We start from the raw sequence: 16,070 nt of genomic DNA, 5'->3' as shown, positions 1-16,070 counted from the left end.
ATTGTGTTTATATTTACGTATCTAAAATTTACCTTGTGAAATCAAAATACGTTTTACCTTTATTTCTAATAGTTCAAATCATCTTTTATAAAATCCTTCCATACTTCCCAGATTTTGTTGAAGGTTTTTACAGTAAAAATTTATTCGCCAGGATTTCACATTTTTCTAGAACAGTTTTAGGCAATATTCCGTTTTCTGTCGGCGACATAATTTATGCTATTTTGATGATTTCTATAATTAGCTGGTTTTGGAAAATAAGAGGAACATGGAAGGCTAATTGGAAAGATCATCTTTTAAAAATAATAGGCAAAATTTCTGTTTTTTACTTTTTCTTCCATCTGCTTTGGGCTTTCAATTATTATCGCAAACCTCTTTTTGAGAAAATGGAAATCAAAAGAGAATATACCGATGCTGATCTTTTGGCTTTCACCAAAAGATTAATTGCAAAGACGAATGAAGTTCAGTTTCAAATCACAAAAAATAATAGCTCTAAAATTGTCTTTCCATATTCACAGAAAGAGTCATTTAACATGATTTTAAACGGTTATGATAATTTAGCAAAAGAACATCCTTATTTTGAATACAAAACATTAAGCGTAAAAAAATCATTGTTCAGCCTTCCTTTAACTTATATGGGATTTGGCGGCTATTTAAATCCATTTACAAACGAAGCGCAAATTAACGACTTATTGCCAATGTACACTTTTCCGCTAACTACATCTCATGAAATGGCGCATCAGATTGGTTTTGCAAGTGAAAGCGAATGCAATTTTATTGGTCTTTTGGCTTCTGTCAAAAATGACAATTTATATTATCAATATGCAGGATATAGTTTTGCATTACGTTATTGTCTCGGAATCTGGCAGTTTAAAAACGAGAAAATTTTTGAAATACTAAAGAAACAAGTAAATACTGGAATTTTAAAAAACTATCAAGAAGACCAAGATTTCTGGAAAAAATATGACACATTTATAGACGAAGGTTTTCATTTTCTTTGGGATAGTTTTTTAAAAACAAATAACCAAAAAGATGGAATGAAAAGCTATAGTAAATTCATCGATTTGACTATTAATTATTATAAAACAAGAGAACTATAATTTCTTTTACCACAGATTAAATGATTAAAAATGATTTCTAATCTCTTTTAATCATTTAGTCTAAAAATAGAAATCATTAAAATCTGTTCAATCTGTGGCAAAAAAAATAAACTCAACTGTAACAAAAATGATTTCATAACTACTAATACATTATGAGCGAAAATCTAGAACAGTCATTTGTTGCGCAGCTGCAGGCAAATCAGAATATAATCCACAAGATTTGTAGATTATATACTGCTGGAGAAGACGCTCATAAAGACCTGTTTCAAGAGATTACCATACAGCTTTGGAAAGCTTATCCAAAATTTAGAGGCGACAGTAAATTTTCGACTTGGACATATCGTGTTGCCTTAAACACAGCGATTACCTTATACCGCAAAACCAAAAGAACTATATCGACCGTAGATTATGAAAACCATCAGCATTTTGTAAAAGATGTTGACTATAATTATGAAGAAGAAGAACAGATTAAACTGATGTACAAAGCAGTTTATCAATTAAATGACATCGAAAAGGCATTAGTTTTTATGTATTTAGAAGACAAAGATTATCAAGAAATAGCTGAAACCCTAGGAATCAGCGAAGTGAATGCGCGCGTGAAAATGAACAGAATTAAGGGGAAACTTAAAAAAATACTAAATCCTTAAAAATTATTATGAAAGAACTGGATTTATTAAAAAAAGATTGGCAAAAGAACTCAGGTTCTTTTCAACAAATTTCTGAAAACGAAATCTACAAGATGATTCACAGAAAGTCATCTTCCATTGTAAAATGGATTTTGATTATCAGCATTTTGGAAATTTCGTTTTGGACATTTTCAAATATTTTCATCAATACAGACGATGTATTGCACAAAATGAACCATCCTGAAATTGTAACTGCTTTAGAGTTTCTAACCTATTTCAATTATGTGGTTGTTTTAATTTTTGTTTACATCTTCTATAAAAATTACAAAACAATTTCGACTACAATAGCCACAAAATCTTTGATGAGCGCTATCCTAAAAACCCGTAAAACGGTGCAATATTATGTTTGGTACAACTTGGGAATGATTGTAATCACAGCAATTCTGAGCTTTTTTATTGCTTTTGTGTACAATCCAGACATGGAGTTTCTTAGAGAAAAATTAGCCATGAACGGAAAAGCTATGTTTGTAACAATAGGCATCCTAATCTTAGTAATTTTAGGTTTCTTCGGATTATTTTGGTGTTTCTACAGAGTGATTTACGGAACACTTTTACGCAGATTATATGCTAATTATAAAGAATTGAAAAAAATTGATTTTTAAATCTAATATTCATTTTCAGAATCCTTGTAACTCCATCTTCTCATTTCATTAAGTTCTTCTTGTGCTTTGATTTCTTCAGCAGGAATAACTTTTAAAAATGATGGATGTTGTTCAATTGCGTATTCTACTTTTTCTACAATTTGTTCGATTGTATCATTTTCATAATCAATATCTAGAGGTTCTTTGATAATGAAAGATTGTAGTATTCCTTTTTTCTTCATTCGAAGTCCTTTTTTATCGAATGATCTACGGAAGCCGTCAATTACAATTGGAATAACGATTGGTTTGTGCTGTTTGATAATATGTGCAGTTCCTTTACGAACAGGCTTAAATGATTTTGTAGTTCCTTGAGGAAAAGTAATTACCCAACCGTCTTCAAGGGCAATTCTAATATTTTCAGTATCGTTTGGGTTTACCTCACGTTTTTCGGTAACATCAACACCTTTAGCGCGCCATGTTCGTTCAACGGTAATTGCACCGACATAAGCCAAAATTCTCGGCAGCAAACCAGCTTGCATAGTCTCTTTTGCCGCAACATAATAAATATTCATTTTAGGTTGCCACAGATAACCAATATTTTTAATTGTATCCTGACGTCCAGATAAACTGGCATTAAAGACATGAAACATCGCTACCACATCTGCAAAATAAGTCTGGTGATTGGATATAAACAAAACATTATTATCTGGAAGCGTTTTAATAATCTCAGATCCTTCAATCTGCAATTCATTAAAACCTCTATATCTTCTATGAGTCATGGCCCCCAAAATACGGATTAACCATTTCTTGATGAATAATATATGCCCAAAAGGATTTCGTTTAAACAATCCCATAACTAATTTATCTTATTTTTTTGTTAGGTCGCAAACATACAAAAATTATTCTTTTAGCAACAGTATAAAACAATTTCTCCAATTAAGAGTTATCCAAATGAATATCAAATCATTAAATAAACTTTATCAAATTTATTTTGCAATAACTGCTTGCAAAACATCTCTCAATTCACTCAAAATCATCGCTGTGGCTCCCCAAACAATATGGTTCTGAATATTAAAGGCTGGAACTAAAATATTTGCTCCATAAGAAGTTGATAATCTGGCTTCGATAACAATATCATCATTTAAAAAAACAGACAAAGGCAATTCTATAATTCCGGCTACCTCTCTTATATCAGGGTAAAAAGAAAGTTCCTCTGTTGCAATTCCTAAAAACGGATGTACCAAAAAATTACTTGGCGGAATATACATTGGAGAAAAACGCTTAACTATATTTATTTTGTCACTAGTAATTCCTACTTCCTCATGTGTTTCTCTAAGTGCTGTGGTTTCAAAATCTAAATCTTCCTTTTCATACTTTCCTCCCGGAAATGCAATCTGTGCCGAATGAACACCATCATAAGCGTTTCTCACAATCAAAACGAGATGTGTTTTTTCTTGTTTTGGATAAAACAGCATCATTACTCCAGCCATTCTGGCATTTAGCGCTTCGATATCAAGATTTTTTAATCCTTCTATACGTTCTTTGGGTGCCATTTTTAAATGTGAGGTTACTGCTGGCAGCTCTACAGGAATTATATTGGGAACATATTTCAAAAAGTCTTGAAAATTCATAATCAAAGCTTATTTTTGTACTTTCAAATAAAACATAAATATACTCCAGAAAACGCAGTACCACAAGTTTTCTATTATTAAAGCCTAAAAAAATGTACAGCAAAGAAGAATCACAAAGAATAAAAAGAGAATTTTGGGTAGCTTTTGCCGAAAAATATCCTCGTAAATGGGTGCTTTATGATACAAAGATCAAAGACTTTTCTTTTAAGTTTTATGTTGACAACAAAAAGGCTCAAGTTTTAATTGACATTGAACAGCGAAGCGATGAAAAACGCATTGCGTATTTCGAAAAACTGGAAGCTTTAAAAAATATTTTAGAAGAAGAATTTATTAAAGATTTAGTCTTTGAGAAAAATCATACTCTAGAAAGTGGTAAAACCATCAGCAGAATTTGGGTTGAAAAACTAGGCGTTGGTTTCAGCAATAAAAATACTTGGGATACTATTTTTGATTTTTTCAACGAAAATATGCACGCTCTAGAAATGTTCTATTTAGAATATGATGAGTTTATTAAGGATGTGGATTCTTTGTAGGTTCTGAGGTTCTGAGATACTAAGGTTCTAAGCCTTTTGAGCTTAAATAAAACAACAAACCCGACAGTTTAAAAACCTGTCGGGTTTGCTATATAAAAAACTTAGCACCTCAGAACCTTAGTATCTTAGAACCTTATTATACTGTAATAATATTATACACAATAATATGATCGTCATAATTGATATAAAGCTGTTTTCTATAGTCTTGTTTTTTTCGAGTAATAATTGACAGTTTACATTCTTTTCCGTCATTATCTTTACACATAAAGGAATATACAATGTCGGTATCGTTTTCTTCTCTTTCTATATAATCTAAAATACTGTAAAGCTGGATTTCTTGAGAATACACAACAATCCTATGTTTATTGGTATCTAAAACCACCGAAAGATTTACCAGATCTAGATTGGACCACTCACCCCACTTGCCTCTTTCATTTTTTTCCAGAACACTAAATCCTGAGGTTTTAAAATGATAAGACTGACTCTGAACCTGTTGCAATCCAAAAGCTAAAAATAGTAACAATATGTAGGGGCGTAGGAAATTCATAAAATATTTCTTGCAGGTAATTAAAACTCAAAAGTACTCTTTTCTTTGGATGCGACTTCAAATTCGGCTATCATTTGTTGAACAATTTGCTCAACTGGTAAGATTTCATGAATTAGACCTGCTACTTGTCCAATTTCCAATTCTCCCTCATCCAAATCTCCTTCAAACATTCCTTTTTTTGCTCTAGCTCTTCCTAAAAGCTGAACCAATTCTTCTTTGGATGGACATTTTTGATACAAATCCTGAACATCCTGATAAAATTTATTTTTTATTAATCGAACAGGCGCTAATTCTCTCAAAGTCAACTGCGTACCGCCTTCTATAGTACTAACTATAGTTTCTTTAAAATTATTGTGTGAAGAAGATTCTATAGATGCCGCAAAACGACTTCCAACCTGAACACCATCTGCTCCAAGAACCATTGCAGCAAGCATTCCTCTTCCTGTAGCAATTCCTCCCGCTGCAATTAAAGGAATTTTTATTTTTTCTTTCACCATTGGAATCAAAGTCAAAGTAGTGGTTTCTTCGCGTCCGTTATGACCTCCCGCTTCAAAACCTTCGGCTACGACCGCATCTACACCAGCATCTTGCGCTTTCAAAGCAAAAATACTGCTGCTTACTACATGTACAACTGTAATTCCTTTTTCTTTCAAAAAAGAAGTCCAGGTTTTAGGATTTCCAGCCGACGTAAAAACGATTTTAACGCCTTCTTCAACCACAATATTCATAATTTCTTCGATATTTGGATATAACATCGGAATATTGACACCAAAAGGTTTGCCAGTTGCTTTTTTACATTTTTGGATGTGTTCTCTTAAAACTTCTGGATACATCGAACCTGCACCAATAAGCCCTAAACCTCCAGCATTACTTACTGCCGAAGCCAATTTATAACCACTGTTCCAGATCATTCCGCCTTGAATGATTGGATATTTTATATTGAAAAGTTGGGTGATTTTATTCATTAAGAAAATTATTGCTTGATTATCTTTCCTGTCTTATGCAGTTTATTGGCGTCAAAACTATAAAAATAAAGTCCGCTTTGTAAAGATTGTAAAGACAGAACGGGATTTAAATTACTAATTTTTTCTTCAATTAACTTCTGTCCTAAAACAGAATAAATAGTTACTGATGCTGTATTGTCTTCGTTTAAAAAAGAAAAAGTAATCGATGTTTGAGTTGGGTTTGGATAAACCGAAAAAGCAGTTTCGGCAATAAAATCATCAACACTCAATGCAGCACCAAAATTTGGAATTCCGTATCCGTAATTGTTATCAGGATTCGCATATCTATCGGCAGATTGCAAAATCATTTGTCTAATTTCATTATTGGTTTTAGTTGGAAATGCCTGCCATAAAGAAGCTGCCATTCCCGCCATTATTGGACAAGAAAATGACGTTCCGCTTGCTGTCACAATATTTCCATTTGCATCGGAAACTACCGCCGATGCTCCTTGCGCCATAACATCTGGTTTTATTCTTCCATCGTAACTTGGTCCGATAGAACTAGAACTAGCTCTTACTTTAGAAGCATTAACAGAACCAACTGTCAACACAGAAACCGCATCTGCAGGAGCACCAATATGTTTTTCTACTTGAGTTCCTTCATTTCCAGCAGATGCCAAAACCAAAATTCCTTTACTAAAAGCAATTTCAACACCGCGAGAAATAAAAGTCGTAATTCCATTCATCTCGCTGTAGGTGTGATTGTACCTAATTTCGTCTCTATCCAAAAAATAGCCTAATGAAGTAGTAATTATATCGACTCCTAAAGCATCAGCCTTTTCCGCAGCTTCAACCCAAAGCGATTCTTCCAACGGAATCTCTTGAGCTTGAATTTCTGTAATAAAAAGATAATAAGATGCATTTGGAGCAGTTCCTACTAAAGAATTTGCTTTATAACCGCCCATAGTTGAAAGCACCGAAGTTCCATGAGAATCGCCCGTATAGAAATTGCTGTTTCTGGTCGTATAATCATAACCACCTAGAATCTTATTATTATTTCTAAGATTTTCAAATGGCTGCGCAGTATTAACGCCAGGAAAACCGCCGTCCATAACTGCTATAATTTTTCCTTCTCCTGTATAATTCTGCTGATGGAGAACTTGTCCGTTTAGCATCTGAATTTGATTCGCAGAATTTCCATAAGAATAATAAATTGTAGTCTTTAACTGTTCGTGAACTTGGTTTATAGAAGCTTCAGAAACTCTTTTCCCTGTAGTATTTAAAGTTCTATCTGCAAACTCAATTCTAGAAACAAAAGACAGTGATTTTAAGGCATTAATATTCGATTGAGTTCCTTGAATATGAAGTGCATTCAACCATTTTGATTGCGCTTTTATAGTAATTCCTGCGCTTGAAGCAATTTGATTTACATAAGAGATTTCTAGAGGAGCATCTGTAATAGCTAAAGCAATATTCTGGCTCGTTCTTCGATCCAAGGCTCTTTGCGAAAGCTCGCTTAATGGATTGTCATAAAAAGCTTGTGCATTAGGTTTACCATTAAAATAAACCCACGCATCTTCTTGTGAAAATACTGTAAACGAAAGAAGTAATAAAAGAAAAGTAAAGCTACATCTCATCAATTTATACCTTTAAGGGATTTACTCCCAAATAAAGTATAAAGCTAAGAAATTACTCCCGAACCAACTAATTCATTTTCCAAATACCAAGCAACAAATTGTCCTTCTGTAATAGCAGACTGCGGCTCTTCAAACTCTACATACATTCCGTCTTCAAATTGATATAAAACAGCTTTTTGCAAAGGCTGACGGTAACGAATTCTAGCCATCACTTCCATTTTCTCACCAGGTTTAAGAGTCATGTCTTCTCTAATCCAGTGTACTTCAGATTCTCCAACAAAAAGTGCTTTTTTAAACAAACCTGGATGCTGGCTTGACATACCTGTATAAATGGTATTAGTCTCTACATCAGTAGCAATTACAAATAAAGGATCTATTGTACCTCCTACATTCAGACCTTTTCTTTGTCCAACTGTAAAATAATGTGCGCCTTGGTGTTTTCCAACTACTTTTCCCATTGTTGGAAGATATTCTAATTTTTGAGATTCTAATTTTAGTCTTTCTTCCAAAGAAAGTTCAGCCGATTTCTCAACAGTATAAATCGGATCATTTTTATCAATCTGAACAATTTTACCATCTTTAGGCTGTAGTTTTTGCTGTAAAAATTCTGGAAGACGAACTTTTCCAATAAAACATAAACCTTGAGAATCTTTCTTTTCAGCTGTAACCAATTCCATTTCGGCAGCAATTTCACGTACTTCTGGTTTTGTTAAAGCTCCAATAGGAAACAAAGCTTTTGACAATTGCTCTTGAGACAACTGGCATAAAAAGTACGATTGATCTTTGTTCACATCATTTCCAGCAATTAATTGGTAAACTGGTTTTCCGTCTACTTCAATTTCGCTTTTTTGGCAATAATGTCCTGTTGCCACATAATCTGCACCAAGGCTTAAAGCGATTTTCATAAACACATCAAATTTGATTTCGCGGTTACAAAGCACATCAGGATTTGGAGTTCTTCCTTTTTCGTATTCGTTAAACATGTAGTCAACGATTTTTTCTTTGTATTCTTCACTTAAATCAACAGTTTGAAACGGTATACCCAGTTTTTCAGCAACAAGCAAAGCATCGTTACTGTCTTCCAGCCAAGGACATTCGTTCGAAATAGTAACCGAATCATCGTGCCAGTTCTTCATGAAAAGGCCAATAACTTCGTATCCCTGCTGCTGCAATAAATATGCTGCAACACTAGAATCTACTCCACCTGAAAGTCCAACAACTACTCGTTTCATTTTGAAATGTTTAATTTTTTAAGGTTGCAAAGGTACACCAAATAATAGAAAATTTCACCATGGTTTTCATTAGTTTAAGCAATCCTGCGGTAGATAAAACTTATTACTTTTTTAATTACATTTAGTCATACATTTTTAAAACATGAAAAAATACATTTACAGCCTGTTTTTCTTTCTTGCCTTAACTTCTTTAAGTGCACAGCGATTTAGCGCGTCCCTGTCAAATTATGAAGCTTACAAGGCATTTAGAGGAAAACCTTTGTCTGATAAATTTTCGAATATCGAATCGGTAAAAGTGATTTATGATATGCGAAAACAGAAAATGTATTATTTCAACAGTAGTGTTATTTTACTTCATTATGATTTTGTGGTTAACTATTTAGGCTACAGCCAAGATCTTGAAGTATTCAACAATGAAAATTACAGCGATACAGAAAAAAACAGAGATTTTCTTCTCGGAAATTTAAACCACATAAAAGGAACAGATAAATGGATTTTCGAACTTGCTGCATCTGATCATATGCCAGTTCCACTAATTGAACGTTTTTTTGGTATGGTTAAAAATTCCACCTTTATTGGAGAAAAACTGAAATTTTATCTGAACAATCCAGATATGATGCAATGGTATCAAGAACAGAAATTCAAAATCCCTTGCGTAAAATCAGATTATATTTTTGGCGAAATCAAATATCAAGAAGTTGTTCGAGGAACCAATATTGGAATTTTGAAGCAATACAAAATCAAGGAATTAGAAACCACAAAACCTAATTCTGATGAAATCATTATTTTGGACGGAACACCTGATGTTCTTCCAAATGTGCGAGGAATTATTGTAAATGAACTCCAGACGCCTTTAAGCCATTTGGTTCTTCTAGGAAAAAATAGAAAGATTCCGATTATGGCTTACACCGATATTGAAAAAGACAACAATATCAAAAAACTGCTATCTAAAAAAGTAGAACTAAAAATCGAAGTCGATACTTTTTTCCTCAAAGAAACAACCAAAAAGATTCCAGTAAAAGCCTCTGGAAAAAAGAAAAAACTCATTATTGATAATAGCGTTACTGAATTAGTGAACTTGGCTGAAATTCCAAAAAAAGGAGTGAATTATATTGGTTCAAAAGCACAAAACATGGCGTATTTAATTGCGATTTCAAAAGAAATTCCGTTTAAAGTACCCGAAAATGCACACGCTATTCCGTTTTACTATTATACAAAGCACATTCAGAATCCTGCTATTTCTTCATTAATTACAGAGCTTTTGGCTTCCTCTAAAAAAGATTCTACGGCTTGGATTAATAAACAGCTTAAGAAGATTAGAGACGCTATCAAAAAAGAGCCTATTGATCCTGAATTGATTTCGAAATTGAACATTGCTTTTAAAGATGCTAAATTCAAAAATTTCAGATTTCGTTCTTCTACAAACGCAGAAGATTTGGATGACTTTAATGGCGCTGGATTGTACGATTCAAAAACAGGAATTATAGGCGATTCTATCAAAACTTTCGAAAAAGCTATAAAACAAGTATGGGCAAGTGTCTGGAATGAAGCTTCGTATAACGAAAGAGAACTTTTTGGAATCGATCAGCAGAATATTGCAATGGGCGTTTTAGTGCATCGCTCTTTTCCTGACGAATTAGCAAATGGCGTTATTATCACCAAAAATATATTTAGAGAAAACTTTCCAGGAATTACAGTTAATGTTCAAAAAGGAGAAAACTCTGTTGTAAAACCCGAAAAAGGAGAAATCTGCGAACAATTTGTCGCTTATCATTTTAATGACGGAAAAGACGAAACCGATTTTGATATCGATTATACTTCCAATTCCAATTTAAACAATAATGAGCCTTTATTGACCAGAAAAGAAATGAGTAATCTGTATGATGTCAGCAAAAAAATTGAAACCAAAATGTATCGATATTGGCGTAAAAACCAATTTCATCCGGTAGATATTGAGTTTAAAATTGTGGGCGAAAAAAGAGATTTATACATTAAACAAGTTCGTCCTTTCAACGATTAATAGAATACTAATAAATCTATTTCGTTGGCTGTTGTGTTGATTAATACAATTCGAAAATCAAAGTCTTCAATTTTAATTTTCTGCTGAATTGATTTTCTAATTACTTCGGAGTTTAATGAAAAATTTTCGTCAAGCGAAATTTTCACATCAACTGAATTCAGGTATTTTGAAGCCTTTTTATTGACAATAATCGAAGCTGCGATGTAAAATCCGATGATTATGATCTGAAAGAATAGTAATAATTCAATCTTTTCAAACGGATACATAATGTCTAAAATAGACAATGTGATTGTTGCAAACAGAAATATAATTGCATTTACAGTAAAGGATTGTGTCCTAAAACGGAGTATTGAAAAAATCGCAAATAATCCAAACCCTATTCCGACGCCAATTTCGATTTTAGTAAAAAGGTAACAAAGAGAAAAAGTACAAAGCCCAACAATGACCATCAACGGATTTATGGTGGCGTTATCTTTTCTATTGGAGAAAAAATACAGAACTAAAATTGAGCAAAACAACAGTAAAAATCGTCCTAAAAGTTCATTTAAATCCATTGGTTAGAATAATTGGTTAATCAAATGTAATCAATTTATTCTTTACCTATTTTATTTTTTAATGACTGAATTCTGAACTTTTTAGACTACTACTTTTTCGACGCTGCACCTTTTTCAGAAGCTTTATTCGTGTTTTTAGGATCACTCATATTTACTTCTTTTACCAATTTTCCTTTCTGATAAAATTGCCAGATTCCTGCTTTTTTACCGTTCACAAATTTACCTTTAGATGCAATAGATTTGTCTGAATCATAAAAAACAGATTCTCCATTGTATTCGTTATTCATAAAGTTCGATTCTTCCAAAAGCGTTCCATCCTGACCTATTTTTTTATATGGTCCTTCTTTTAAACCATTTTTATACGTCATCTCTTCTGCAATTTGAGCATTTGGATAATAAATCGTTCTTAAGCCTTCTAGTTTTCCATTTTTGTAGTTCTCAACCGTCATTAAAACTTTAGACGCTTTATGATAGTATTTCCACTCGCCTTCACGAGCTTTTCCAATCTCTTTTCCTTCACTTACTTTATTTTTGCTCTGATCGTAAAAAATTGTGTATGAACTTCCATCATTGGCACTAAAATCTCTTGTAGCTACAATGTCTCCCTTTTTTGTATCATCAAAAAATTTAAAAACACCTGTTTCTTTTCCGTGATCAAAAGTTCCTTCGTAGCGAGGGCGTTTAGATTCCGCATAAGTACCTTTCCAAAGTCCATCTTTTTTTCCAGATGCATCAACTTTATTTATATCGGTTTGGGCATTTGACATTAATGTTGTCAGTAATAATAATCCAAACATGATTTTTTTTGAGATCATAATAAGTTCTAATTTTTAAGCTTAACGAAAATCTTACTTATAAAGTATAATGGTATAAAAAAATCCCGATAAATCGAGATTTTTTTATTGAGAATTATTTCTTTTTATTCTGAGCTTTTGCGGCTTCCTGCTGTTCCATTACTTCTTGAAGACGTTGTTGGAACTTACTTGGCTTCTTAGGCTCTCTTTGTTTATTTTCTTGAATCTGAGCGTGAATTTTATCACTATCTACAATATAATTCTTAATTACGAACATAATTCCAATTGTAATTAAGTTCGAAATGAAGTTGTATAAAGATAATCCTGAACCGTAATTGTTGAAGAAAATTAACATCATTAATGGCGAAACATAAATCATGATTTTCATCATTTTTGCCATATCTGGCATACCTTCTTGTTGAGGAGCTGCCATTTGCTGATCTCCTGAAGTCATCTTCATGTAGAAGAAAATCGCAATTGCCGCCAAGATTGGGAACAAACTGATGTGATCTCCATACATCGGAATAGTGAATGGTAATTTTACAACCGAGTCAAAAGAAGATAAATCGTCTGCCCAAAGGAAACTTTTTTGTCTTAATTCAAACGCCGCAGGGAAAAACTGGAACGATGCATACATAAATGGCAACTGAATCAATGCCGGAATACATCCTGCCATTGGGTTTACACCTGCTTTGTTGTACAACTTCATTGTTTCCTGCTGTTTCTTCATTGGGTCTTTTTTGAATTTTTCTCCCAACTCAGCAATATCAGGTCTTAAAACTTTCATTTTAGCCTGAGACAAGAATGACTTATAGGTAATTGGCGACATGGCCAATTTGATGATAATTGTAAAAATGATAATCGCGATACCTAATGATAATCCGATTGTTGAGCTTAAGAATCCAAATAAAGGAATAAAGATCCATTTGTTAATCCATCCAAAGATTCCCCATCCTAATGGAATAATCTTTTCGAAATTTTTATCGTAAGCTTTTAATGTTTTGTAATCTGCAGGACCCATGTACAGATTCATTTTGTAATCGATCTCTCCATTTGAAAACGCTAAAGGCAAATTAGCTCTAAACTGCTTAGTGAAAACAGTATCGATTTTTTCGTCTTTAACTAAATCGTCAGATTGTAATTTTGAAGTTTCAAAAGGTTTGTCTGTAGATAAAATCGTAGTAAAGAAATGCTGTTTGAAAGCAACATAACTCACTTTTGTAGGCGTCTCTTCTTTCCCTTGTCCGTGCGAACTTACGTTGTTGTATTTTGATTCTTCGTATTTAAAATCAATTTGTGCATAACGATTTTCATACGCAATACTTTTCTCATTTCTGTATGTTTTTAAATCCCATTGCAAATCAATTGGTTTTGCAGAATTTAAAACTCTATTTAATCCTTGAGAACGAATATCAAAACCAACTAAGTAATCGTTTGGTTTAAGAATGTATTTATATTCTAAAAATTCATTAGCTCCAGCTTTCAAACGCATAGACAAAACTTGGTCTGCACCAATTTTTTCTAAAGTTGGTTCAAAGTACAAATCTTTAGAGTTTAATGTTCTATTATCTGTAGTAAGAAGTTGTAAATTTAAGTTAGAGTTGTTGTTTTTGATTAACTCAACTAATTGTCCAGAACCTTTTTTTAATCTTTCGAATTCTTTTAAAGTAGCTTCAACAATATAACCACCTTTATTAGCAATCTTTAATCTTAATTTTTCGTTTTCGATTGTAGTAAAAGCTTCTTTAGCAGAAGGAAGGGTTGCAGAATAAGCAAATCCTCCTAAAGTTTTTTGCAATTGCGCCAATTGAACTGTATCTCCAGGAGTTACAGCTGCAGCTGGTAATGACGCAGTTTTAGCTTTATCTGCTTTTGCTTGTGCTTCTTGTTTAGCAACTAATTCTTTCTTGGCTTTTTCAGCAGCAATTTCTTTTTCAGAAGGCTGATTTTGATACATAATCCAAATCAAAATTCCGAAGATCAATACAAAACCAATGATCGAATTAAAGTCTAATTTTTTTTCTTCCATTATTAATTTAAAAAGTTATTCGTTGAAGGTTATTAGTAATGAGTCTGACTCAAATGTTACATCTTCTCAGAATATAATTATTATTTTTTATGCGCATTTACCGCAGCAGCCACAAAGTTTACAAAGATCGGGTGCGGATTTGCAACTGTACTTTTGTATTCTGGATGGTATTGTACACCAATAAAGAACGGGTGATTTTCAAGCTCTACGATTTCAACTAAACCTGTATCAGGATTAATTCCTGAAGCTTTTAAACCAGCTTTCTGTAATTCATCAGCATATTTATTGTTATACTCATAACGGTGGCGGTGACGCTCCGAAATAGTTTTTTGTCCGTAAATTTTATATGCTAAAGTGTCTGGTTTAATATCACATTTCCAAGCACCTAAACGCATTGTTCCTCCTTTATCGGTTACATTTTTCTGCTCTTCCATTAAACTCACAACCGGATGAGACGTTTTATCGTTCATCTCTGTAGAGTTCGCTTCTGCATAACCTAAAATATTTCTAGAATACTCGATAACAGACATTTGCATCCCTAAACAGATTCCGAAGAAAGGAATATTGTTTTCACGTACAAAACGAACTGCTTCGATTTTTCCTTCAATACCTCTTTCACCAAAACCTGGAGCAACTAAAACTCCGTCAAGAGAACCTAATTTCTCTTCCACATTATCAGCATTGATATGCTCTGAGTGAATAGAAATTACGTTTACTTTTGTTTCGTTTGCAGCTCCTGCATGAATGAACGCCTCCAAAATAGATTTGTAACAATCCTGCATTTCTACATATTTCCCAACCAAACCAATATTTACCGTTTGTTTTGGGCTTTTTAATCTTTTTAAGAAAGTATTCCAGTTTTTAAGATCTGGAGATGCTTTTTTAGGCAAATCCAATTTCTTTAAAGCTACAACGTCTAATCCTTCTTCAAGCATTAAGTTTGGAACTTCATATATAGTAGAAGCATCGATTGACTGAATAACCGCTTCTTTCTTCACATTACAGAATAAAGCTAATTTCTGGCGTAATTCCTGAGACAATTCGTGCTCTGTTCTACAAACCAAAATATCTGCTTTAATACCGCTCTCCATTAAAGTCTTAACCGAGTGCTGTGTTGGTTTTGTTTTCAACTCACCTGCAGCAGCCAAATAAGGAACTAATGTCAAATGAATTACGATTCCGTTATTTTCACCTAACTCCCAAACTAACTGGCGAACAGATTCTATATAAGGTAGAGATTCGATATCACCAACTGTACCACCAATTTCAGTAATAACAATATCATAATCGCCAGATTTACCTAGCAACTGCATTCTGTCTTTGATTTCGTTTGTGATATGAGGAACAACTTGAACCGTTTTTCCTAAAAATTCTCCTCTTCTTTCTTTTTCAATAACCGAAAGATAAACTCTTCCTGTAGTAACATTATTAGCCTGAGAAGTAGGAACGTTTAAGAAACGCTCGTAGTGTCCTAAGTCTAAGTCAGTTTCAGCTCCATCATCTGTCACGTAACATTCTCCGTGCTCATAAGGATTTAAAGTTCCTGGATCAACGTTAATGTATGGATCAAATTTCTGAATAGTTGTACGGTATCCTCTTCCTTGTAACAATTTTGCCAAAGATGCCGCGATAATCCCTTTTCCTAATGAAGAGGTCACACCTCCTGTAACAAAAATATATTTTGTTTGATTCATTCTGTTGTTGTTTGTAAGTAGTTGTGTAAAAAACTTGGCAAAAGTACAAATTTAATTAGACAATTTATCAATTCCAGAATGAGATAATTTT

15 protein-coding genes are annotated in these 16,070 nt (G+C 33.1%); 5 read left to right on the top strand and 10 right to left on the bottom strand.

Annotated features, from left to right (window positions below; translation table 11 throughout):
- Window positions 1-35 precede the first annotated feature (35 nt).
- The 3 genes from OZP10_RS16895 (at window position 36) to OZP10_RS16885 (ending at window position 2,385) form a co-directional block, all read left to right on the top strand.
- The gene (locus OZP10_RS16895) at window positions 36-1,097 is read left to right on the top strand and encodes a DUF3810 domain-containing protein (RefSeq protein WP_281631925.1); all 1,062 of its coding nucleotides are present in this window, start codon (window positions 36-38) and stop codon (window positions 1,095-1,097) included.
- A 152-nt stretch (window positions 1,098-1,249) separates the two neighbouring features.
- A complete protein-coding gene (locus OZP10_RS16890; protein ID WP_008462500.1) occupies window positions 1,250-1,744 on the top strand; it encodes an RNA polymerase sigma factor in 495 nt (164 codons plus the stop codon).
- 8 nt (window positions 1,745-1,752) lie between these two features.
- Window positions 1,753-2,385 carry a DUF8845 family protein gene (locus OZP10_RS16885; RefSeq protein WP_281631924.1) on the top strand — a complete coding sequence of 211 codons (633 nt, stop codon included), beginning with the start codon at window positions 1,753-1,755 and terminating at the stop codon, window positions 2,383-2,385.
- 2 nt (window positions 2,386-2,387) lie between these two features.
- Here OZP10_RS16885 and OZP10_RS16880 read toward each other — a convergent pair whose 3' ends face one another.
- The gene (locus tag OZP10_RS16880; protein WP_281631923.1) at window positions 2,388-3,218 is read right to left on the bottom strand and encodes a lysophospholipid acyltransferase family protein; all 831 of its coding nucleotides are present in this window, start codon (window positions 3,216-3,218) and stop codon (window positions 2,388-2,390) included.
- A 132-nt stretch (window positions 3,219-3,350) separates the two neighbouring features.
- A complete protein-coding gene (locus OZP10_RS16875) occupies window positions 3,351-3,995 on the bottom strand; it encodes an NUDIX hydrolase (RefSeq protein WP_281631922.1) in 645 nt (214 codons plus the stop codon).
- A 92-nt stretch (window positions 3,996-4,087) separates the two neighbouring features.
- Between OZP10_RS16875 and OZP10_RS16870 the strand changes: the two genes are divergently transcribed.
- Window positions 4,088-4,528, top strand: coding sequence for a DUF4268 domain-containing protein (locus tag OZP10_RS16870; RefSeq protein ID WP_198857029.1), 441 nt, complete (start codon window positions 4,088-4,090; stop codon window positions 4,526-4,528).
- Between the two features lie 136 nt (window positions 4,529-4,664).
- Here OZP10_RS16870 and OZP10_RS16865 read toward each other — a convergent pair whose 3' ends face one another.
- From OZP10_RS16865 to mnmA, 4 genes are read right to left on the bottom strand one after another with little or no spacing between them, the layout of a single operon-like run.
- A complete protein-coding gene (locus OZP10_RS16865) occupies window positions 4,665-5,075 on the bottom strand; it encodes a hypothetical protein (RefSeq protein WP_281631921.1) in 411 nt (136 codons plus the stop codon).
- Window positions 5,076-5,095: 20 nt separating this feature from the next.
- Window positions 5,096-6,040 carry an NAD(P)H-dependent flavin oxidoreductase gene (locus OZP10_RS16860; RefSeq protein ID WP_281631920.1) on the bottom strand — a complete coding sequence of 315 codons (945 nt, stop codon included), beginning with the start codon at window positions 6,038-6,040 and terminating at the stop codon, window positions 5,096-5,098.
- Window positions 6,041-6,048: 8 nt separating this feature from the next.
- Window positions 6,049-7,656: a S8 family serine peptidase gene (locus tag OZP10_RS16855; RefSeq protein WP_281631919.1), complete on the bottom strand. Its 1,608-nt coding sequence runs from the start codon at window positions 7,654-7,656 to the stop codon at window positions 6,049-6,051.
- 44 nt (window positions 7,657-7,700) lie between these two features.
- Window positions 7,701-8,888, bottom strand: a complete 1,188-nt coding sequence (gene mnmA / locus OZP10_RS16850) for a tRNA 2-thiouridine(34) synthase MnmA (protein WP_281631918.1) — start codon at window positions 8,886-8,888, stop codon at window positions 7,701-7,703.
- A gap of 142 nt (window positions 8,889-9,030) precedes the next feature.
- Between mnmA and OZP10_RS16845 the strand changes: the two genes are divergently transcribed.
- Window positions 9,031-10,908: a PEP/pyruvate-binding domain-containing protein gene (locus tag OZP10_RS16845; protein WP_281631917.1), complete on the top strand. Its 1,878-nt coding sequence runs from the start codon at window positions 9,031-9,033 to the stop codon at window positions 10,906-10,908.
- Here OZP10_RS16845 and OZP10_RS16840 read toward each other — a convergent pair.
- The 4 genes from OZP10_RS16840 to pyrG form a co-directional block, all read right to left on the bottom strand.
- Entirely contained in the window at window positions 10,905-11,462 is a 558-nt protein-coding gene (locus OZP10_RS16840; RefSeq protein ID WP_281631916.1) for a DUF4956 domain-containing protein, read from the bottom strand. The genes OZP10_RS16845 and OZP10_RS16840 overlap by 4 nt on opposite strands.
- An 89-nt stretch (window positions 11,463-11,551) precedes the next feature.
- Window positions 11,552-12,277: a toxin-antitoxin system YwqK family antitoxin gene (locus tag OZP10_RS16835; protein ID WP_281631915.1), complete on the bottom strand. Its 726-nt coding sequence runs from the start codon at window positions 12,275-12,277 to the stop codon at window positions 11,552-11,554.
- A 94-nt stretch (window positions 12,278-12,371) separates the two neighbouring features.
- Window positions 12,372-14,285, bottom strand: coding sequence for a membrane protein insertase YidC (gene yidC, locus OZP10_RS16830; protein ID WP_177210270.1), 1,914 nt, complete (start codon window positions 14,283-14,285; stop codon window positions 12,372-12,374).
- Window positions 14,286-14,365: 80 nt separating this feature from the next.
- Window positions 14,366-15,979 carry a CTP synthase gene (pyrG, locus tag OZP10_RS16825; RefSeq protein WP_281631914.1) on the bottom strand — a complete coding sequence of 538 codons (1,614 nt, stop codon included), beginning with the start codon at window positions 15,977-15,979 and terminating at the stop codon, window positions 14,366-14,368.
- Between the last annotated feature and the right edge of the window lie 91 nt (window positions 15,980-16,070).

The organism is Flavobacterium luteolum (genome assembly GCF_027111275.1).
In the GTDB taxonomy this organism is placed as follows: domain Bacteria; phylum Bacteroidota; class Bacteroidia; order Flavobacteriales; family Flavobacteriaceae; genus Flavobacterium; species Flavobacterium luteolum.
The sequence above is the reverse complement of the archived record's forward strand: the minus strand, read 5'-3'. Positions and strand labels throughout refer to the sequence as shown.

Coding starts and splice junctions, on each gene's coding strand:
- OZP10_RS16890 (WP_008462500.1), top strand. CDS start 1,250: ATGAGCGAAAATCTAGAACAGTCATTTGTTGCGCAGCTGCAGGCAAAT.
- OZP10_RS16885 (WP_281631924.1), top strand. CDS start 1,753: ATGAAAGAACTGGATTTATTAAAAAAAGATTGGCAAAAGAACTCAGGT.
- OZP10_RS16880 (WP_281631923.1), bottom strand. CDS start 3,218: ATGGGATTGTTTAAACGAAATCCTTTTGGGCATATATTATTCATCAAG.
- OZP10_RS16875 (WP_281631922.1), bottom strand. CDS start 3,995: ATGAATTTTCAAGACTTTTTGAAATATGTTCCCAATATAATTCCTGTA.
- OZP10_RS16870 (WP_198857029.1), top strand. CDS start 4,088: ATGTACAGCAAAGAAGAATCACAAAGAATAAAAAGAGAATTTTGGGTA.
- OZP10_RS16865 (WP_281631921.1), bottom strand. CDS start 5,075: ATGAATTTCCTACGCCCCTACATATTGTTACTATTTTTAGCTTTTGGA.
- OZP10_RS16860 (WP_281631920.1), bottom strand. CDS start 6,040: ATGAATAAAATCACCCAACTTTTCAATATAAAATATCCAATCATTCAA.
- OZP10_RS16855 (WP_281631919.1), bottom strand. CDS start 7,656: ATGAGATGTAGCTTTACTTTTCTTTTATTACTTCTTTCGTTTACAGTA.
- mnmA (WP_281631918.1), bottom strand. CDS start 8,888: ATGAAACGAGTAGTTGTTGGACTTTCAGGTGGAGTAGATTCTAGTGTT.
- OZP10_RS16845 (WP_281631917.1), top strand. CDS start 9,031: ATGAAAAAATACATTTACAGCCTGTTTTTCTTTCTTGCCTTAACTTCT.
- OZP10_RS16840 (WP_281631916.1), bottom strand. CDS start 11,462: ATGGATTTAAATGAACTTTTAGGACGATTTTTACTGTTGTTTTGCTCA.
- OZP10_RS16835 (WP_281631915.1), bottom strand. CDS start 12,277: ATGATCTCAAAAAAAATCATGTTTGGATTATTATTACTGACAACATTA.
- yidC (WP_177210270.1), bottom strand. CDS start 14,285: ATGGAAGAAAAAAAATTAGACTTTAATTCGATCATTGGTTTTGTATTG.
- pyrG (WP_281631914.1), bottom strand. CDS start 15,979: ATGAATCAAACAAAATATATTTTTGTTACAGGAGGTGTGACCTCTTCA.